Below are 16,624 nucleotides of genomic sequence, written 5' to 3' on the forward strand. Positions count from 1 at the left end.
GGGTGCGCCGGGGTGCACCGGGACGCCGGTCACCCCAACTCGGCACCCCCCGAAGTCAGTTCGGCGATGACATGCCGCGCCGTGCCGGCCATCCACGGATTCGTCTCCCGGTAGTACGAGAGTTCGTTGACGGCGATCGTCAGGGCCCAGCCGCGCCCCCGCTCCCACATGGCGTCGTCCGTGGCGGGGCCGAGCGCGGCGCGGAAGGACCGCCGTGCCGCGCCGTCCATCAGGTACCACGCGGCGATCAGGTCGACCGCGGGGTCCGCCGTGCCCATGCACTCGAAGTCGATGACGGCGCTGAGGCGCCCCCCTTCGACCAGGACGTTCCCCGGCTGGAGGTCCCCGTGCACCCAGACGCCGGGACCCCGCCAGGGCGCGGCACGCAGCGCGGCGTCCCACACGGCGGTGAGGGCGTCGGTGTCGACGCCGTCGGAGTCGACGACCCCGCGCAGCCCGGCGATCACCGCACGCGTGTCGGCGTCGCGCGACGCCAGCGGGTCGCCGCGGTAGGAGGCGGGCGCACCGGCCGTGTCGACCCCGCGCAGGGCGGTGAGGGACGCGGCCATGTCCTTCCCGAACAGGGCGGGTTCGGCGAGCGGCCGCCCCGCGACGGGCGTCTCGCCGTCGAGCCATCGGAAGACGGACCACGGGTACGGGTAGCCCTCACCCGGTTCACCCGGTTCACCCGGTTCACCCGGTTCGACCATGGCGAGCGGCGCGGGTACGGGAACCGGAAGCACCTCCGAGAGCCTGCGCAGCCACTCGTGCTCCCGCCGCGCGCTCTCGTCGTCCCCCGCCCGGCGCGGCAGCCGCACCACCATGTCCGTGCCGAGCCGGTACATGGCGTTGGACGTCCCCGAGGCCCCCGCGAGCCGCACGGGAAGCCCGGCCCATGCCGGGAACCGGGCGGCGACCAGGCGGCGTACGAGATCTTCGTCGATGTCGGGTTCGTCGGCGTGCGTCGTGGGCGTGGTGGACATGGATGACCTTCTCGTCTGGGGGCCGGGGTTTGTCTGCGGGAGGGGGCGGCGGCCGACCGGGCAGGCCGCCCGCAGCGCCTGGAGGAACGGTGCCACGGCGGGCGGCGCCGAGTGCCCCCGAGGCGTGGCCGCGTACACCGCGCGGGCCGGGGCGCCCTCGTCGCGGAGCGGGACCAGGGCGATGTCCTGCCGTACCGACTCGGCGGCGAGCGCGGGGATCAGCGTCACCCCGAGCCCCGCGGCGACGTACCCCTGCTTCGCGGTCCACTCCGCGACGACGTGGGCGACGCGCGGGCGCAGTCCGTGGCGCACCGCCGCCTCCAGGAGGGTCCCCTCGATCCGGGGGCTGCCGGATATCCACTCCTCGTCGGCGAGTTGGGGAAACCGCACCTCGGGCAGCGCGGCCAGCGGATGACAGGACGGCAGCGCGACGTACAGCGGTTCGTCGAGGAGGTGGTGCAGCTCGTACGCGTCGGCGGGCAGCGCGCCGCCCGTCGTCGACACCACGGCGAGGTCGAGCCCGCCGTCCGCGACGCGGGCGAGGAGCGCGGGTGTCAGGCCCTCCTCGCGGACGAGGGTCACGCCGGGACGCGTGGCGCGGAACCGCGCGATGGCCCGGGGGACGAGCCCCGCGTCCGCCGTCGCGAACGCGCCGACCCTGAGCAGACCGCCCGCCGCGTCCCGCAGCGCCGTCAACTCCCGCCCCAGCGACGTCAGTCGGGCCATGACGTCCGTCGCGTGCGGCAGCAGCGCGCGCCCGTGCGCGGTGGGGCGGACGCCGCGCGGCAGCCGGTCGAAGAGGGGCGCGCCGCCCAGCGCCGCCTCCAGCGCGGCGATCTGCCGCGAGACGGCGGACTGGGTCAGGGCGAGCTCGCGCGCCGCCACGGTGAACGACCCGTGCCGCGCCACGTCGAGGAAGGTCCTGAGCCAGACGGTGGAGAGGTCGGGGGGAGCGGTGTCCGCCGGGCGTGCGGCATGCGGGTTCGGCATGGCTCACATGCTAAGGATTCGCTTGTCGCATTCCGGCGCCGGGCCTAGCGTCTCAGGCATGGAAAAGATCGCATTCCTCGGGCTCGGCCACATGGGTGAGCCGATGGCCCGCCAACTCCTGGCCGCGAAGCACGAGTTGACCGTCTGGAACCGCACCGCCGAGAAGGCCGACGCCCTCGTCGAGGCGGGCGCCACGCTCGCCGCGAGTCCCGCCGACGCCGTGCGCGAGGCCGACGTCGTCATCACGATGCTCGCGGACCCCGCCGCCGTACGCGCACTGGCCGACGCCGTCGTCCCCGCGCTGCGCCCCGGCGTGTACTGGGTGGAGATGTCGACCGTGGGCCCCGATGTCGTGGCGGAGCTCGGCGCGCTCGTCCCCGCCGGGGTCACGCTGGTCGACGCCCCCGTGATGGGCAGCACGGACAAGGCCGCCGCCGGGCAGCTCGGCATCCTCGCGGGCGGTGACGCGGCCGGTGTCGAGCACGTGCTCGCCCACTTCGGCCCCGTCACCCGCACCGGCGCCCTCGGCTCCGGCGCCGCCCTCAAGCTCGTCGTCAACACCGCGGTCCTCGGCGGCGTGGCCCTGGTCGCCGAGGCCATGAAACTCGCCGACGCCCTTGGCCTCACGGAGGACACCGCGAAGGAGGCTCTCTCCAAGGGCCCGCTGGGCGGCGCCGTCGCGCGAGCCTTCGCGGACGGCGTGCACTTCGGCAGCGACCTCGCCGTCAAGGACGTCGCCCTGGCCACCGGATCCGCCGAACTCCCCATGATGGAGGCGGCCTTGGCGCACTACGAGGCGGCGGCCGCCATCCCCTCGCTCGCCCACGAGGACGTCACCCGCGCCGTGGCGCACATCCGCGGCCACCACGCCCCGTGACCCCCCGTCGACCGCACCGGAGGAGCCGACCCGTGCTGATCACCCTCGACGACCCGGCCGGGGCGCCCCGCCCCCTCGGCCCCTACTCCCAGGTCGCCCGCGTCGAACTACCCGACGGGAGCGCCCTGTTGTACCTCTCGGGCCAGATAGCCGAGGGCGCCGACCTCGCCGCCCAGTCCCGCGGCATCTTCGAGACGCTTGCCGCCCTGCTCCGGGCCCACGGCGCCACCCTGGCCGACGTGATCAACATCCGCACGTTCCTGACCGACCTCGACGGACTGCCCCAATACGCCGCCGTACGCCGGGAGTTCCTCACCGGCACGCCGCCCACCAGCACCACCGTCGAGGTCCCCCGGCTCTTCCGGCCCGAGGCGCTAATCGAGGTCGACGTGGTGGCCGCCGTCGCCGGTCCCGGCCGTACCGCCGACGCCTCCGGTCCGCTCGCGGCTGCGGGGCTCGCCCAGTAGCGCGAGGAAGTCCCTGAACGCCCCCGGCATGTCCACCGATTCGGGGTCGAGCAGCCACTGGTACTGCAGCCCGTCCATCACCGCCACCAGCAGCGGGGCGGCGGCCTCCGGGGTGAGCCCGCCGGGCAGCCGCTCCCCGTACTCGGCGCGCAGCACTTCGGCGAAGTTCTCGCGCACCGCCCCGTACCGCTTGGTGAAGAACTCCCGGGCCGGATGCCCGGCCGTGACGCTCTCGCCGAGCAGCGCGGAGAAGGTCTGCACGAGCCCCGCGCGCATCGTGTTGTACTCCACGAGCGAGCCGAGCAGATCGAGCCGCCACTGGCCGCGCGGCACCGCGTCCCACTGGTCACGGGCCTCCAGGACGGCGACCAGCAGGGCCTCCTTGGTCGGGAAGTAGTGCAGCAGGCCCTGCTGGGTGAGCCCGACCCGCTCGGCGACGGCCGCGAGGCTCGCGCCCCGGTAGCCGCGCTCGGCGATCACTTCCAGGGCGGCACGGAGGATCTCCGCGCGCCGTTCCTCGCTCCTGGCCCTCGCCGCCATGGCCGGTACCCCTTCCCCGTGGTCCTCGTGATCCCCGTGATCCCCGTAATCCCGAGAGGACCGTACGACATCTAAAGATAACAGCAAGATAACGAAATCTACCGCTCTACAGGTAATCGATGCACGATGAGAGGGAACGGAACGGACTTCTACGGGGACTTCTACGAGGAGGCACCGCCATGGCGGGACGCAAGGCCACCCAGGGCACGCAGGCGGACCGGGCGAGGGAGGCGGATCAGGCGCGCGAGACCGTCGTCGAAGCGGCGCTCGGCAAGCTCGATCTCGACGCCAAGGCCCGGCTGCTCGGCGGCCGGGAGATGTGGTCGCTGCACGCCCTGCCGGAGATCGGCCTGAAGTCCCTCGTGCTGTCCGACGGCCCGATCGGCGTGCGCGGCGTCCGCTGGACCGCCGACGACCCCTCGATCGCGCTGCCCTCGCCGACCGCGCTCGCCGCCACCTGGGACCCGGACCTGGCACGCCGCGCGGGCGCGCTGCTCGCCCAGGAGGCCCGCCGCAAGGGCGTCCACGTCCTGCTCGCGCCCACCGTCAACCTGCAGCGCTCCCCGCTCGGCGGCCGCCACTTCGAGGCGTACAGCGAGGACCCGTACCTGACCGGCGTCATCGGCACCGGCTACGTCCAGGGCGTACAGAGCGGCGGCGTCGGCACCACCGTCAAGCACTTCGTCGGCAACGACGCCGAGACCGACCGCTTCACCGTCGACAACAAGATCGGCGCGCGGGCCCTGCGCGAGCTCTACCTCGCCCCCTTCGAGGCGATCGTCGCCAACGCCCACCCCTGGGGCATCATGACCGCCTACAACCAGGTCAACGGCGTGACCATGACCGAGCACCGGTACCTGGTCAACGAAGTCCTGCGCGGCGAATGGGGCTTCGACGGCTGCAACGTCTCCGACTGGGTGGCCGCCCGCTCCACCACCGGCGACATCGAGGGCGGCCTCGACCTCGCCATGCCGGGCCCGCAGACGGTCTACGGCGCGCCCCTCGCCGCCGCGGTCAGGGCCGGGAAGGTCGAGGAGGAGACCGTCGACGAGGCCGTCCGCAACGTACTGCGCCTCGCCGCCCGCGTCGGCGTCCTCGACGGCGCCGAGCCGGTCGTCGCCGAACCGCCCGCCGAGATCGACGGCGAGGCCCTGGCCCGCGAGATCGCCCGGCGCGCCTTCGTCCTCGTACGCAACGAGGGCGGCGTGCTCCCGCTCGCGCCCACCGGCACCGTCGCCCTCGTCGGCGCCGCCGCCCGTGACGCCCGCATCCTCGGCGGCGGCTCCGCCACCGTCTTCCCCGCCCGTACGGTCTCCCCGCTCGAAGGGCTGGCCGCCGCCCTGCCCGAGGGCTCCCTGACGTACGCCGTCGGGGCCGACCCGAGCGACGAACTCGCCCCCGCCGACAAGGGGTTCGCGCTGCGCGCGATCTGCCGCGACGCCGCGGGCGCATTGCTCGGCGAGGGCAGCCTGCCGACCGGCCAGGTCCAGTGGATCGGCGACGACCTGCCCGTCGGCGTCACCCACGAGACCATGGCGAGCATCGAGGTGAGGGGCACCTTCACCCCGCGCGAGAGCGGCGAGCACTCCTTCGGCACGCGCGGCCTCGGCGCCTTCACCCTCACCGTCGGCGGCGAGGTCCTCTACGACGGCGTCCAGGAGATGGACTCCGAGGCCGACCCCTTCGAGGCGTTCTTCGGCTCGCCGATCGAGCGCGGCAAGGTGACGCTCACCGCGGGCGAGCCCGTCGAGATCTCCCTGAGCCACCCGCTGGACAAGGAGTACAAGGCCCCGCTGCCCGGCGTCATGTTCTGCCTCGTCCACCTCGGTCCGCGCCGGGACGCCGACGAACTGATCGCCGAGGCCGTCGAGGCGGCGCGGAACGCCGACACCGCCGTCGTGGTCGTCGCCACCACCGAATGCGTCGAGTCCGAGGGCTTCGACCGCAAGGACCTCGCGCTCCCCGGCCGCCAGGACGACCTCGTCCGCGCCGTCGCCGCGGTCAACCCGAACACCGTGGTCGTCGTCAACTCCGGTTCCCCGGTGGAACTTCCGTGGCGCCACGACGTCGCCGCCGTCCTGCTCGGCTGGTTCCCGGGACAGGAGGGCGGCGCGGCCCTCGCCGACGTGCTGCTCGGTGCCGAGGAGCCGGGCGGCCGACTCCCCACCACCTGGGGCGACTTCGCCGCCGCGCCGGTCACCGAGGTCACCCCGTCTGACGGCGAACTCTCCTACGCCGAGGGCGTGTTCATCGGCTACCGCGCCTGGGATCAGGCATCGGCCACCCCCTCGTACGCCTTCGGGCACGGCCTCGGCTACACCGACTGGACGTACGAGTCGCTGACCGTCGAGGGCGCCACGGCCACGATCGGCGTCCGCAACTCAGGCGAGCGCACGGGCCGCGAGGTCGTCCAGGTCTACCTGGCCCCCGCGGACAACGACGGCACCCGCCCCGCGCGCTGGCTCGCGGGCTGCGCGAGCGTCGAGGCGGCACCGGGCGAGATCGTAGAGGTCACCGTAGAACTCCCGCGCCGAGCCTTCGAGATCTGGGACGAGAACCTCAACGCCTGGGCGTACCAGGGCGGTTCGTACGAGGTGGCGGCGGCCCACTCCCTGACGGACCGCCGCCTCACAGAAACGCTGATCGCCTGAGAGGGAGCCGGGCGCCCCTAAAGGGGCGCGGGGAACTGCGCGACCAGCCCCAACGAGCCCGCGGAAACCTCACCGAGCCGAGAATCCATAAACGGTCTCCGACAGGAAAACCTCACCCACCCGGAGAACCGTCGAGGGAAACGCCTGGTTAGGGGAGTCCGGAAAGTGCTGAGTCTCCAACGCGACCCCGGCGCCGGGGTCAAACGGCAGATCCTGAGAGAAATGGTCCGCCGTATAGAGCTGAAGCCCCGGCTCCGTCGTGGAGACGGTCAGCACCCGCCCGGACCCGGGGTCACCGAGCCAGGCCACCTCGACCGGCCGCTCGGTGACCCCCTTGTCCAGCACGTAGTTGTGGTCGAGGCCGGGGCCGACCGCCCGCGCGGCACGAAAGTCGAACCGGGTCCCGCCCACCTCCTCGTACGCCCCCGTGGGAATCCCGGAACCGTCCACCGGCGTGATCCGGGACGCCGCGATCCGCACCTCGTGCCCGAGAGCACTGCCCGCTCCCGCTCCCGCGAGGTTCCAGTACGTGTGATTGGTGAGGTTCACGACGGTCGGCGCGTCCGTCGTCGCCTCGTAGGCGATCCGCAGCGCGCCCGCCCCGTCCAGGGAGTACGTCACCGCGACCGCGAGCCGCCCCGGATAGCCCTCGTCGCCGTCGGGGGAGACCCGCGAGAGCCGCACCCCGTGCGCGCCGTCCGGCTCCGCGTCCCAGACGTGCTTGTCGAAGCCGCGCTCACCGCCGTGCAGGGCGTTGGGGCCGTTGTTGCGCGCGAGGCGGTACGTGCGCCCGTCCAGTGAGAAGGTGCCGCCCGCGATCCGGTTCGCGTACCGCCCCACCAGCGCCCCGAAGTAGGGCCCGGGGTGCGCGAGATACCCCTCCAGCCCCTCGAACCCCAGTGCCACCTGCGCGGTTCGCCCCGAGCGGTCGGGAACTTCCACCGACTGCACGATGCCGCCGTACGTCAGAACGCGTACCCGCACCCCGTCCCTTTCCAGGGTCCAGCGGTGGACGGGCGTGCCGTCGGGAAGCGTCCCGAAGAGTTCACTGCGCATGATCGCGACCCTACGCCGGGGCCGCTCGGCGGGAGGTCCCGCCCTAGGCCGCGGGCTTCTCGGACGTGACCTGGCGATAGGCCAGCTCGGCCAGGCGCGACTGGCCGTTCTTGCTGGGGTGGAACCAGTCCCAGTGGCTCAACTGGTCGCCGTCGAAGCGGTAGTCGAAGACCGCCCCGTCGTCGTATCGGCAGTGCTTGTCCTTCCCGCACACGTCCTTGAGCACCTTGTTGTACGCGACCACCCGGTCCCGCACCGAGTCGCGCCGCTCGCTCGCCGCCGCGGCCAGGTCGTCGGGCTCGGCCAGCATCGAGGAGCAGATGCCCAGCTTCCACACCTGCTTGCCCAGCGGATTGGTGCGCCCCTGGGCCCAGAGCCGCTTCAGGTCGGGGACGGACGCGACGTACACCTGGGTCTTGGGCAACGAGCGGCGCAGCGTGCGCATGGCCTCCTCGAAACCGGTCCGGAACTCGGCGACCGGCGTCATCGAGGCCGCCGACGAACGGCAGGCGTCATTGGCGCCGATCATCACCGTCATCAGCTCGGGCCGCTCCGTCGCCGCCTGTTCGATCTGACCGTTCAGGTCCGTCATGCGGGCGCCGGTCTTGGCGTGGTTCCAACTGTGCGAGGCGGCGCGCCGCTTACCGAGGAGACGGGTCGCGAGGCTGTCCACCTCGCTGTCCGTGCCGGTCGCCCAGGACACCTCGGGGCAGTCGGAGAGCACCGAGCAGGCGTCGAAGCCACGGGTGATGGAGTCACCGACCGCGGCCAGCGAACGGGGCGAGGTGTCCCAGGTGGGGGTGGGTTTCGGGGAGGGCCCGTCGTGCGCCGCCGACCCGCCGGGGGCCGAGGCGTCGCCGCCCTGCGCGTCGCACGCGGTGAGGACGGTGGTGCCGAGAAGAGCCGCCGTCGCGAAAGCGACGACGGCACGCGAGCGGTGCCTGCGGTTCCGCATCCCCTGGTCCCCTCTGTCGTTCAACGTGACGTCATGCGTGTGCCCGGGGTTGCGTCCCGCCGGGTGAAAGGTCGGAGTTTCCGGGCCTCCGGACCGACGGTACGTCACACTCCTTGCGCCGTCGCACGGTAGCCTCGGCCCGTAGCTGCCCGGCCTGTGCGTCACGGCGGCGACAGGGCGGGTGATCCACCCGGTGGCGCACCGCCGCATTGGTTCCGCTAAATTACATCACGTCAGATCTGTCCCGTTTTTCTAGTTTTCTCTAGTCTTTGGGAAAATTGCTCGGCACGGGCGCGAGGCCGCTGGGGAAGGCGAACCTCGACCCACACTGGAGGTCCCGGTGACGACACGTGGAGTTCTGTACGTGCACTCCGCTCCGCGCGCGCTGTGCCCACACGTCGAGTGGGCTGTCGCGGGCGTGCTCGGCGCGCGTGTGAGCCTCGACTGGATCAGGCAGCCCGCGGCGCCGGGCACCTGGAGATCCGAATTCTCCTGGCAGGGCTCGGTGGGCACCGCCTCCAAGCTCGCCTCCGCCCTGCGCGGCTGGGATCTGCTGCGCTTCGAGGTCACGGCGGAGCCCTGCGCGAGCGCGGAGGGCGAGCGCTACAGCGCCACGCCCGAGCTCGGCATCTTCCACGCGGTGACCGGCATCCACGGCGACATCCTGATCCCCGAGGACCGGCTGCGCGCCGCCCTGGCCCGCTCCCAGCGGGGCGAGAGCGTCCTGGAGGCCGAGCTCGCCAAGCTGCTCGGCAAGCCCTGGGACGACGAGCTCGAGCCGTTCAGGTACGCGGGCGAGGGCGCACCGGTGCGCTGGCTGCACCAAGTGGTGTGACGGCGGTGTGAGACGACGCGAAGGGGCCCCACCGTCCGGTGGGGCCCCTTCGCGTTACGTACGCTCTACGGTCGGATCAGACGGACCGGAACGCCAGGACGACGTTGTGGCCGCCGAAGCCGAACGAATCGTTCAGCGCCGCGATCCTGCCCTCGGGCAGCGCGCGGGCCTCGTCGCGGATGATGTCCGCGTCGACCTCGGGGTCGAGGTTCTCGATGTTGATCGTCGGCGGGGCGATGCGGTTCTTCAGCGCGAGGACCGTGGCCACGGTCTCCACGCCGCCCGCGCCACCGAGCAGGTGACCCGTCATCGACTTGGTGCTCGCGATCGCCATGTGGTCGACGTCGTCGCCGAACGTCTTGCGCAGCGCCTTGATCTCCGCGACGTCACCCTGCGGCGTCGAGGTCGCGTGCGCGTTCACGTGCACGATCTCGGCTGGCTTGAGGTCGGTGGTGTCGAGCAGGTGCTGCAGCGCCGCGGCGATGCCGTTGCCGGACGGCTCGGGCTGCGTGATGTGGTGCGCGTCGGCCGAGATGCCCTGGCCGACGGCCTCCGCGTAGATCTCCGCGCCGCGGGCCTTGGCGTGCTCCTCGGACTCCAGGACGATCACACCGGCGCCCTCGCCGAGCACGAAGCCGTTGCGGTTCGCGTCGTAGGGACGCGAGGCGCCCTGCGGGTCGTCGTTGTTCTTGGACATCGCCATCATGTTGCCGAACGCGACGATGGGCAGCGGGTGGATCGCCGCCTCCGTGCCGCCCGCGACGACGACGTCGGCGCGGCCGGTGCGGATCATCTCGATCGCGTAGCCGATGGCCTCCGCGCCCGAGGCGCAGGCCGACACCGGGGTGTGGACGCCCGCGCGGGCGCCCAGCTCGATGCCGACGTTGGCCGCCGGGGAGTTGGGCATCAGCATCGGCACGGTGTGCGGGGAGACGCGGCGTACGCCCTTCTCCTTGAGCACGTCGTGCTGGTCGAGCAGGGTGGTCACGCCGCCGATGCCGGAGGCGATGACCGCGCCGAGGCGGTTCGGATCCACCGAAGTGTCCTCACCGGCCTTGGCGGTGTAACCCGCGTCGGCCCAGGCCTCCTTCGCCGCGATCAGCGCGAACTGCGCCGAGCGGTCCAGCTTGCGGGCCTGCGGGCGCGGGATGACCTCGCCGGGTTCCACGGCGATCTGACCGGCGATGCGGACGGGCAGCTCGGCTGCCCAGTCCTGCTCCAGCTTGCTGACGCCGGAGCGGCCGGCGAGCAGCCCCTCCCATGTCGAGGCCGCGTCACCACCCAGCGGTGTGGTTGCGCCGATACCGGTGACGACCACGGTGCGATTGGTCGAGTTCACAGGAAATTTCTCCACGGTGTTGAGGGGAACAGCGGCGCCACCGCCGGGTGGCGACTGAGCAAGGCCTTGATCAGGCCTGGTGCTCGAGGATGTACTTGGTCGCGTCGCCGACCGTCTTGAGGTTCTTGACGTCGTCGTCCGGGATCTTGACGTCGAAGCGCTCTTCGGCGGCGACGACGACCTCGACCATGGACAGCGAGTCGACGTCCAGGTCGTCGGTGAAGGACTTGTCCAGCTGGACGTCCTCGACCGGGATGCCGGCGATCTCGTTGACGATCTCGGCGAGACCGGCGACGATCTCTTCCTGAGTGGCGGCCATGTTGGCGCTCCTTCTTATGTATCCGGGGGGTGTGGCGCCCGCCGCGGCAGCGGCAGGTTGGTTACAGCTGTCCGGACCGGGTGATCCGGACGTGATGCCTAGGGGAGGGTAACGACCGTGGCGGCGTACACGAGACCCGCCCCGAAGCCGATGACGAGCGCGGTGTCGCCGCTCTTCGCCTCGCCGGTCGCCAGAAGCCGCTCCATGGCGAGCGGAATCGAGGCGGCCGAGGTGTTGCCGGTGGTGCGCACGTCACGGGCGACCGTGACGTGTTCCGGCAGTTTCAGAGTCTTCACCATCGAGTCGATGATCCGCTCGTTGGCCTGGTGCGGAATGAAGACATCCAGGTCGTCCGCGGTGATTCCGGCCGCGTCCAGCGCCTGCTGGGCGACCTTCGCCATCTCGAACACGGCCCAGCGGAAGACCGCCTGACCTTCCTGCGTAATGGCAGGGAACTTCTCGGGGGAGCCCTCGCGGTACTCCTCCCAGGAAATCGTCTGCTTGATCGTGTCGGACTTGTCGCCCTCGGAGCCCCACACCGTCGGGCCGATCTTCGGCTCCTTGGAGGGGCCCACGATGACCGCGCCCGCGCCGTCACCGAACAGGAACGCCGTCGCGCGGTCGTGCAGGTCGGTGAGGTCGCTGAGCCGCTCCACGCCGATGACCAGGACGTACTCGGCGGAGCCCTCGACGACCATGCCCTTGGCGAGGGTCAGTCCGTAGCCGAAACCGGCACAGCCCGCGGAGATGTCGAACGCGGCGGGCCTGCCCGCGCCGATCTTGTCCGCGATCTCGGTGGCGATGGCGGGGGTCTGCTTGAAGTGCGAGACGGTCGAGACGATCACGGCGCCGATCTGCTCGGGCGTGATGCCCGCGTCCGCGATGGCCTTGCCGGACGCCTCGATGGACATCGCCGCGACGGTCTCCTCGTCGGAGGCCCAGTGACGGGTCTCGATGCCCGAACGCGAACGGATCCACTCGTCGGACGAGTCGATCGTCTCCAGGATCACCTCGTTCGGTACGACGCGGATGGGCCGGTAGCCGCCGACGCCCATGATCCGCGCGTACGGGGCGCCCTGGCTGGGCTTGATCTTCGACATGCGCTACGGCTCCTTGTCTCTCGTCGGCTCAGGAATACTCGGCGACGAGCGTGCGGGCCGCGTCGAGGTCGTCGGGGGTCTTCACCGCGAGCGTCTTGACACCCTTGAGCGCGCGCTTGGCCAGACCGGTCAGGGTACCGCCGGGGCAGACCTCGATCAGCGCGGTCACGCCGAGCTCCTGGAAGGTGTCCATGCACAGGTCCCAGCGGACCGGGTTGGCGACCTGGCCGACCAGGCGGGAGATCACCTCGGTGCCGTCGGCGACCACCTTGCCGTCGCGGTTCGAGACGTAGGTGAGCCGGGGGTCGGCGACGGTGAGGTCACCGGCGGCCTCCTCCAGCTTCGCCACGGCGGGCGCCATGTGCTCCGTGTGGAACGCACCGGCGACCTTGAGGGCGACGACCTTGCGCACGCCCTCGGGCTTGTCCTCCGCGAGGGCGGCGAGCTGCTCCAGGGTGCCCGCGGCCACGATCTGGCCCGCGCCGTTCACGTTCGCCGGGGTCAGACCCAGCTTCTCCAGGTGCGCGACGGTGACGTCGGGGTCGCCGCCGAGCAGCGCCGCCATGCCGGTCTCCGTGACTGCGGCGGCATCGGCCATGGCCAGGCCGCGCTTGCGCACGAAGCGCAGGGCGTCGTCGTCGGTGAGTACACCGGCGTACGCGGCGGCCGTGATCTCGCCGACACTGTGTCCGGCGACGGCGCCGGGCGTGATGTCACCCAGTGCCGACGCGGAGAGCAGACCGGCCGCGACAAGGAGCGGCTGGGCCACGGCGGTGTCGCGGATCGCGTCCGCGTCGCCTTGCGTGCCGTAGTGGGCAAGGTCGAGCCCGATGGCGTCCGACCAGGCGGCAAGCCGGTCGGCGGCACCGGGGAGATCGAGCCAGGGGGTCAGGAAGCCGGGCGTCTGAGCGCCTTGGCCGGGAGCGACGAGTACGAGCACTCTCACACTCTCTCTTGTGGACGGTAGGGGCCGCCCGTGGGGACAGGGACGAAGAACGGCTGGGGGAATTGTAGGGGCCCGACAAAACCCTACGATTGAGGATCGCCGTCGGCCAGCCGCCCCAGGATCAACGCGATCCGCAACGTGAACGCGGAGCGCACATCGGAAGGTGACCAACCGGTGACGTCAGTCACACGTCGGAGCCGGTAGCGCACGGTATTCGGGTGCACGAAGAGCATCCGGGCCGCGCCTTCGAGGCTGCTCGCCTGCTCCAGATAGACACTGAGCGTTTCCAGGAGCGCGGAGCCCGCTTCCTCAAGCGGTCTGTAGATCTCCTCCACCAGCTGCTCACGGGCCGCCGGATCCCCCGCCATCGCGCGCTCCGGCAGCAGATCGTCCGCGAGAACGGGCCGCGGTGCGTCCTGCCAGGCGGCGCTCGCCTTCAGCCCGGCGGCCGCGGCCTGCGCGGAGCGGGTGGCGGCGAGCAGGTCGGGCACGATGGGACCGGCCACCACGGGACCGGCGGCGTACGGCCCGATCAGAGCCTTCGCGACCGCCAGCGGATTGTCGTTGCCGCCCGCGATGACGACCAGGCGGTTGCCGAGCACACCGGTCAGGACCTGCAGCTTCGCGTGCCGGGCGGCCCGGCGGATGGCCTCGACGGTGAGCTCGCTGTCGCCGTCGGGAGCGGTGCCGAGGACCACGCAGACGTGGTCGGGGGAGTTCCAGCCGAGCGCGGCGGCGCGGGACACGGCGCCCTCGTCGGCCTCTCCGGAAAGCACCGCGTTGACGACGAGCGACTCGAGCCTGGCGTCCCAGGCACCGCGTGCCTCGGCGGCCTGCGCGTACACCTGTGCGGTCGCGAAGGCGATCTCGCGGGCGTACACGAGCAGCGCCTCGCGGAGGATGGACTCGTCGCCGGGAGCCGCGACCTCGTCGATCGCGGACTCCATCACCTCGATCGTCGTACGCACCATCTCCACGGTCTGGCGCAGGGTGATCGCCCTGGTCAGCTCGCGGGGCGCGGTGCCGAAGACATCGGTCGAGATGGCCTGTGGCGCGTCCGGATGCCGGAACCACTCGGTGAACGCGGCGATACCGGCCTGGGCGACCAGACCGATCCAGGACCGGTTCTCCGGCGGCATGGCCCGGTACCAGGACAGCGTCTCGTCCATGCGCGCGATGGCCTGCGCCGCGAGGCTGCCGGACGACTTCTCCAGACGCTTCAGGGTCGCGGCGTGCGCGTGGGGGTTGCGGCGGGCGTCCTGGCGGGACCCCGGCTCGGGCTCCTGATGGGCTGCGTTCGCTGAGGGTTCGGGCACGGGGACAAGACTGCCTTATCGGGGCGGGGGCATGCGGTGCCGGGGCTAACGTGGGATGCGTGATTGGTGTACGGCGCTCCGGCGACCGGTACCGCGGCGGGGAGGCGGCGGCCGGCATCGAGTCCTGCCACGCCTTCTCCTTCGGGCCCCACTACGACCCCGACAACCTCCGCTTCGGCGCGATCCTGGCCTGCAACGAAGAGCGCCTCGACCCCGGCGCCGGCTTCGACGAACACCCGCACAGCCACACCGAGATCGTGACCTGGGTGGTCTCCGGCGAGCTCACCCACCGCGACTCGGCGGGCCACGAGTCGCGGGTCGTGCCCGGCGACGTGCAGCGTCTCTCCGCGGGCGGCGGCGTCCGGCACGTGGAACGCAACGACGGCACGGACCCTCTCGTCTTCGTCCAGATGTGGCTGGCCCCCCTCTCCCCGGGCGGCGAACCGTCCTACGAGGTCGTGCACGGCATCGCCGACTCCACCCCGTACGCGGTCCCCGCGGCGGGCGCCCTGCTGCATGTGCGCCGCTTGGGCGCGGGCGAACGGCTGGCGCTCCCCGACGCGCCGTTCGTCTACGTCCACGTGGTGCACGGCGAACTAGCCCTGGCCCAAGACCGCTTGGGCCCGGGGGACTCGGCGCGGATCAGCGGGGAGACGGGCTTGGAAGGGGTGGCCGGGGCGACTTCCGACGCCGCTGAGCTGCTGATCTGGGAGATGGCGAGCGCGGGTTAGAGGCGGGGGTCGGGGGCGCGCGTTAGGGGCGGGGGGTTAGGGGCGCGGGGAACTGCGCGATCAGCCAGCGACGACGGTCGGTCGGCGGCGAACCGTTCCCTGCCACGGCGAGTGGCCGCTCACCCGCTCAGTCGCGCAGCTCGGAAAGCACCGCGTCGGTGAACGCGGGCCACACCTCGGCGGCCCACGGCCCGAAGGGCCGATCGGTCAGCGCCACACAGGCGACCCCCGCGTCCGGGTCGACCCACAGGAACGTACCGGCCTGCCCGAAGTGCCCGAAGGTCCTCGGCGACGACGAACTCCCCGTCCAGTGCGGCGACTTGGAGTCCCTGATCTCGAACCCGAGCCCCCAGTCGTTGGGATTCTGGTGCCCGTACCCCGGCAGCACGCCCTTCAGCCCCGGGTACGTCACCGTCATCGCCTCGGCCACCGTCCGCGCGTCGAGCAGACGCGGCGCCTGCACCTCGGCGGCGAACCTGACCAGGTCGTCGACGGTGGACACGCCGTCCTTGGCAGGCGACGCCCCGCCCTCCAGCGAGGTGGCGTCCATACCGAGCGGCTCCAGGACCGCCTGGCGCAGATACTCCGCGAAGTCCATCTCCGCCGCCTTGGCGATGTGGTCCCCGAGCACCTCGAAGCCCGCGTTCGAGTACAGCCGCCGCGTCCCCGGCCCCGACGTCACCCGGTGCTCGTCGAAGGCGAGCCCACTGGTGTGCGCGAGCAGGTGCCGCACGGTGGAACCCTCCGGCCCCGCGGGCTCGTCGAGCTCGATCGCCCCCTCCTCGTACGCGACCAGCGCCGCGTACGCCGCGAGCGGCTTGGTGACCGAGGCGAGGGCGAAGCGCTGCCCGGTGGGTCCATGGGTTCCGACGACCGTGCCGTCCGCGCGGACGACGGCTGCGGCAGCGGTCGGGACCGGCCAGTTCTCGATCAACGCCAGGCTCTGCATGCCCCCGAGCCTAAGCGCCCTACAGGTTCAACCGCATCGAGGGGTCGGGCTTGCGCACGAATCCGAGCGAGGCGTAGAGCGGCTCCGCGTCGGCCGACGCGTTGAGGTCCACGCTGACCGCGCCGTGCTCCCTGAACCAGTCGAGCAGCGCCTCCATGCAGGCCCGCGCATGCCCACGACGCCGCTGGTCCGGGTCGGTGGCCACGCTGAAGACCTGGCCGACCCTGCCGTGCGGATTGCCCGCGCGTCCGATCCGGTACTCGAGCGTGCCGACCACCAGCGCCGCAAGGCGCCCGGGACGCTCGGGATGATCGACGACGAACGCCGCGAGCTCCCCCTCGGGCTCCCCGAGCCGACGCCGCACCGTGGTCACCGACTCCGCGTGCCAACCGGTGTCCGACTCGGCGGGCGAGCGCTCCCCGAACACCGAGTCGATCATCACCTGCCGCAGTCTGAGCAGTTCCCCGGCATCCTCCGGCGTGGCACGACGCACTTCACTCACGCCCGGCACGGTAGTGACCAAGAAGCGAGACGCCTCCCGGATTTCCCCGGCAGCCGCTTGCTTGGAGT

General features: G+C 71.9%; 16 protein-coding genes. 5 read left to right on the forward strand and 11 right to left on the reverse strand.

Annotation, left to right across the window (positions count from 1 at the left end):
* Positions 1–29 precede the first annotated feature (29 nt).
* Entirely contained in the window at positions 30–1,973 is a 1,944-nt protein-coding gene (locus tag CP970_RS45835; RefSeq protein WP_317987170.1) for a phosphotransferase, read from the reverse strand.
* Positions 1,974–2,031: 58 nt separating this feature from the next.
* Here CP970_RS45835 and CP970_RS29980 point away from each other — a divergent pair, with 58 nt between their 5' ends.
* Together CP970_RS29980 and CP970_RS29985 are read left to right on the forward strand one after the other, a co-directional pair.
* Positions 2,032–2,850 (forward strand): NAD(P)-dependent oxidoreductase, encoded by an 819-nt coding sequence (locus tag CP970_RS29980; RefSeq protein WP_055554661.1) that lies wholly within the window; start codon positions 2,032–2,034, stop codon positions 2,848–2,850.
* 32 nt (positions 2,851–2,882) lie between these two features.
* Positions 2,883–3,317 carry a RidA family protein gene (locus tag CP970_RS29985; RefSeq protein ID WP_055554659.1) on the forward strand — a complete coding sequence of 145 codons (435 nt, stop codon included), beginning with the start codon at positions 2,883–2,885 and terminating at the stop codon, positions 3,315–3,317.
* On the opposite strand, the gene CP970_RS29990 is transcribed toward CP970_RS29985, so the two are convergent.
* Entirely contained in the window at positions 3,225–3,857 is a 633-nt protein-coding gene (locus CP970_RS29990; protein WP_079043946.1) for a TetR/AcrR family transcriptional regulator, read from the reverse strand. The genes CP970_RS29985 and CP970_RS29990 overlap by 93 nt on opposite strands.
* A gap of 179 nt (positions 3,858–4,036) precedes the next feature.
* Here CP970_RS29990 and CP970_RS29995 point away from each other — a divergent pair, with 179 nt between their 5' ends.
* Positions 4,037–6,508, forward strand: a complete 2,472-nt coding sequence (locus CP970_RS29995; RefSeq protein ID WP_055554657.1) for a glycoside hydrolase family 3 protein — start codon at positions 4,037–4,039, stop codon at positions 6,506–6,508.
* A gap of 69 nt (positions 6,509–6,577) precedes the next feature.
* On the opposite strand, the gene CP970_RS30000 is transcribed toward CP970_RS29995, so the two are convergent.
* Together CP970_RS30000 and CP970_RS30005 are read right to left on the reverse strand one after the other, a co-directional pair.
* On the reverse strand, positions 6,578–7,564 hold the full coding sequence (locus tag CP970_RS30000; RefSeq protein WP_055554655.1) for an aldose epimerase family protein: 987 nt from the start codon (positions 7,562–7,564) through the stop codon (positions 6,578–6,580).
* A 43-nt stretch (positions 7,565–7,607) separates the two neighbouring features.
* Entirely contained in the window at positions 7,608–8,519 is a 912-nt protein-coding gene (locus CP970_RS30005; protein WP_055554653.1) for an SGNH/GDSL hydrolase family protein, read from the reverse strand.
* Between the two features lie 340 nt (positions 8,520–8,859).
* Between CP970_RS30005 and CP970_RS30010 the strand changes: the two genes are divergently transcribed.
* Positions 8,860–9,354, forward strand: a complete 495-nt coding sequence (locus CP970_RS30010) for a DUF3145 domain-containing protein (RefSeq protein ID WP_055554651.1) — start codon at positions 8,860–8,862, stop codon at positions 9,352–9,354.
* 76 nt (positions 9,355–9,430) lie between these two features.
* Here the strand turns inward: CP970_RS30010 and fabF are convergent, their stop codons facing one another.
* The 5 genes from fabF to CP970_RS30035 form a co-directional block, all read right to left on the reverse strand.
* Positions 9,431–10,693, reverse strand: coding sequence for a beta-ketoacyl-ACP synthase II (gene fabF / locus CP970_RS30015; protein WP_055554649.1), 1,263 nt, complete (start codon positions 10,691–10,693; stop codon positions 9,431–9,433).
* A gap of 70 nt (positions 10,694–10,763) precedes the next feature.
* Positions 10,764–11,012 (reverse strand): acyl carrier protein, encoded by a 249-nt coding sequence (locus CP970_RS30020; protein WP_055531551.1) that lies wholly within the window; start codon positions 11,010–11,012, stop codon positions 10,764–10,766.
* Between the two features lie 98 nt (positions 11,013–11,110).
* Positions 11,111–12,112, reverse strand: a complete 1,002-nt coding sequence (locus CP970_RS30025; protein ID WP_055554647.1) for a ketoacyl-ACP synthase III — start codon at positions 12,110–12,112, stop codon at positions 11,111–11,113.
* Positions 12,113–12,140: 28 nt separating this feature from the next.
* Positions 12,141–13,052, reverse strand: a complete 912-nt coding sequence (locus CP970_RS30030) for an ACP S-malonyltransferase (RefSeq protein WP_055554645.1) — start codon at positions 13,050–13,052, stop codon at positions 12,141–12,143.
* An 89-nt stretch (positions 13,053–13,141) separates the two neighbouring features.
* The gene (locus tag CP970_RS30035; RefSeq protein WP_055554643.1) at positions 13,142–14,374 is read right to left on the reverse strand and encodes a PucR family transcriptional regulator; all 1,233 of its coding nucleotides are present in this window, start codon (positions 14,372–14,374) and stop codon (positions 13,142–13,144) included.
* 59 nt (positions 14,375–14,433) lie between these two features.
* Here CP970_RS30035 and CP970_RS30040 point away from each other — a divergent pair, with 59 nt between their 5' ends.
* Positions 14,434–15,105, forward strand: coding sequence for a pirin family protein (locus tag CP970_RS30040; protein ID WP_150494169.1), 672 nt, complete (start codon positions 14,434–14,436; stop codon positions 15,103–15,105).
* 127 nt (positions 15,106–15,232) lie between these two features.
* Here CP970_RS30040 and CP970_RS30045 read toward each other — a convergent pair whose 3' ends face one another.
* Together CP970_RS30045 and CP970_RS30050 are read right to left on the reverse strand one after the other, a co-directional pair.
* Positions 15,233–16,054 carry a serine hydrolase domain-containing protein gene (locus CP970_RS30045; protein WP_150494171.1) on the reverse strand — a complete coding sequence of 274 codons (822 nt, stop codon included), beginning with the start codon at positions 16,052–16,054 and terminating at the stop codon, positions 15,233–15,235.
* A gap of 19 nt (positions 16,055–16,073) precedes the next feature.
* On the reverse strand, positions 16,074–16,556 hold the full coding sequence (locus CP970_RS30050; RefSeq protein ID WP_063806220.1) for a GNAT family N-acetyltransferase: 483 nt from the start codon (positions 16,554–16,556) through the stop codon (positions 16,074–16,076).
* Between the last annotated feature and the right edge of the window lie 68 nt (positions 16,557–16,624).

Origin of the sequence: Streptomyces kanamyceticus, assembly GCF_008704495.1 — a bacterium.
GTDB classification, from domain to species: Bacteria; Actinomycetota; Actinomycetes; order Streptomycetales; family Streptomycetaceae; genus Streptomyces; species Streptomyces kanamyceticus.

Coding starts and splice junctions, on each gene's coding strand:
- CP970_RS45835 (WP_317987170.1), bottom strand. CDS start 1,973: ATGCCGAACCCGCATGCCGCACGCCCGGCGGACACCGCTCCCCCCGAC.
- CP970_RS29980 (WP_055554661.1), top strand. CDS start 2,032: ATGGAAAAGATCGCATTCCTCGGGCTCGGCCACATGGGTGAGCCGATG.
- CP970_RS29990 (WP_079043946.1), bottom strand. CDS start 3,857: ATGGCGGCGAGGGCCAGGAGCGAGGAACGGCGCGCGGAGATCCTCCGT.
- CP970_RS29995 (WP_055554657.1), top strand. CDS start 4,037: ATGGCGGGACGCAAGGCCACCCAGGGCACGCAGGCGGACCGGGCGAGG.
- CP970_RS30000 (WP_055554655.1), bottom strand. CDS start 7,564: ATGCGCAGTGAACTCTTCGGGACGCTTCCCGACGGCACGCCCGTCCAC.
- CP970_RS30005 (WP_055554653.1), bottom strand. CDS start 8,519: ATGCGGAACCGCAGGCACCGCTCGCGTGCCGTCGTCGCTTTCGCGACG.
- CP970_RS30020 (WP_055531551.1), bottom strand. CDS start 11,012: ATGGCCGCCACTCAGGAAGAGATCGTCGCCGGTCTCGCCGAGATCGTC.
- CP970_RS30025 (WP_055554647.1), bottom strand. CDS start 12,112: ATGTCGAAGATCAAGCCCAGCCAGGGCGCCCCGTACGCGCGGATCATG.
- CP970_RS30045 (WP_150494171.1), bottom strand. CDS start 16,054: ATGCAGAGCCTGGCGTTGATCGAGAACTGGCCGGTCCCGACCGCTGCC.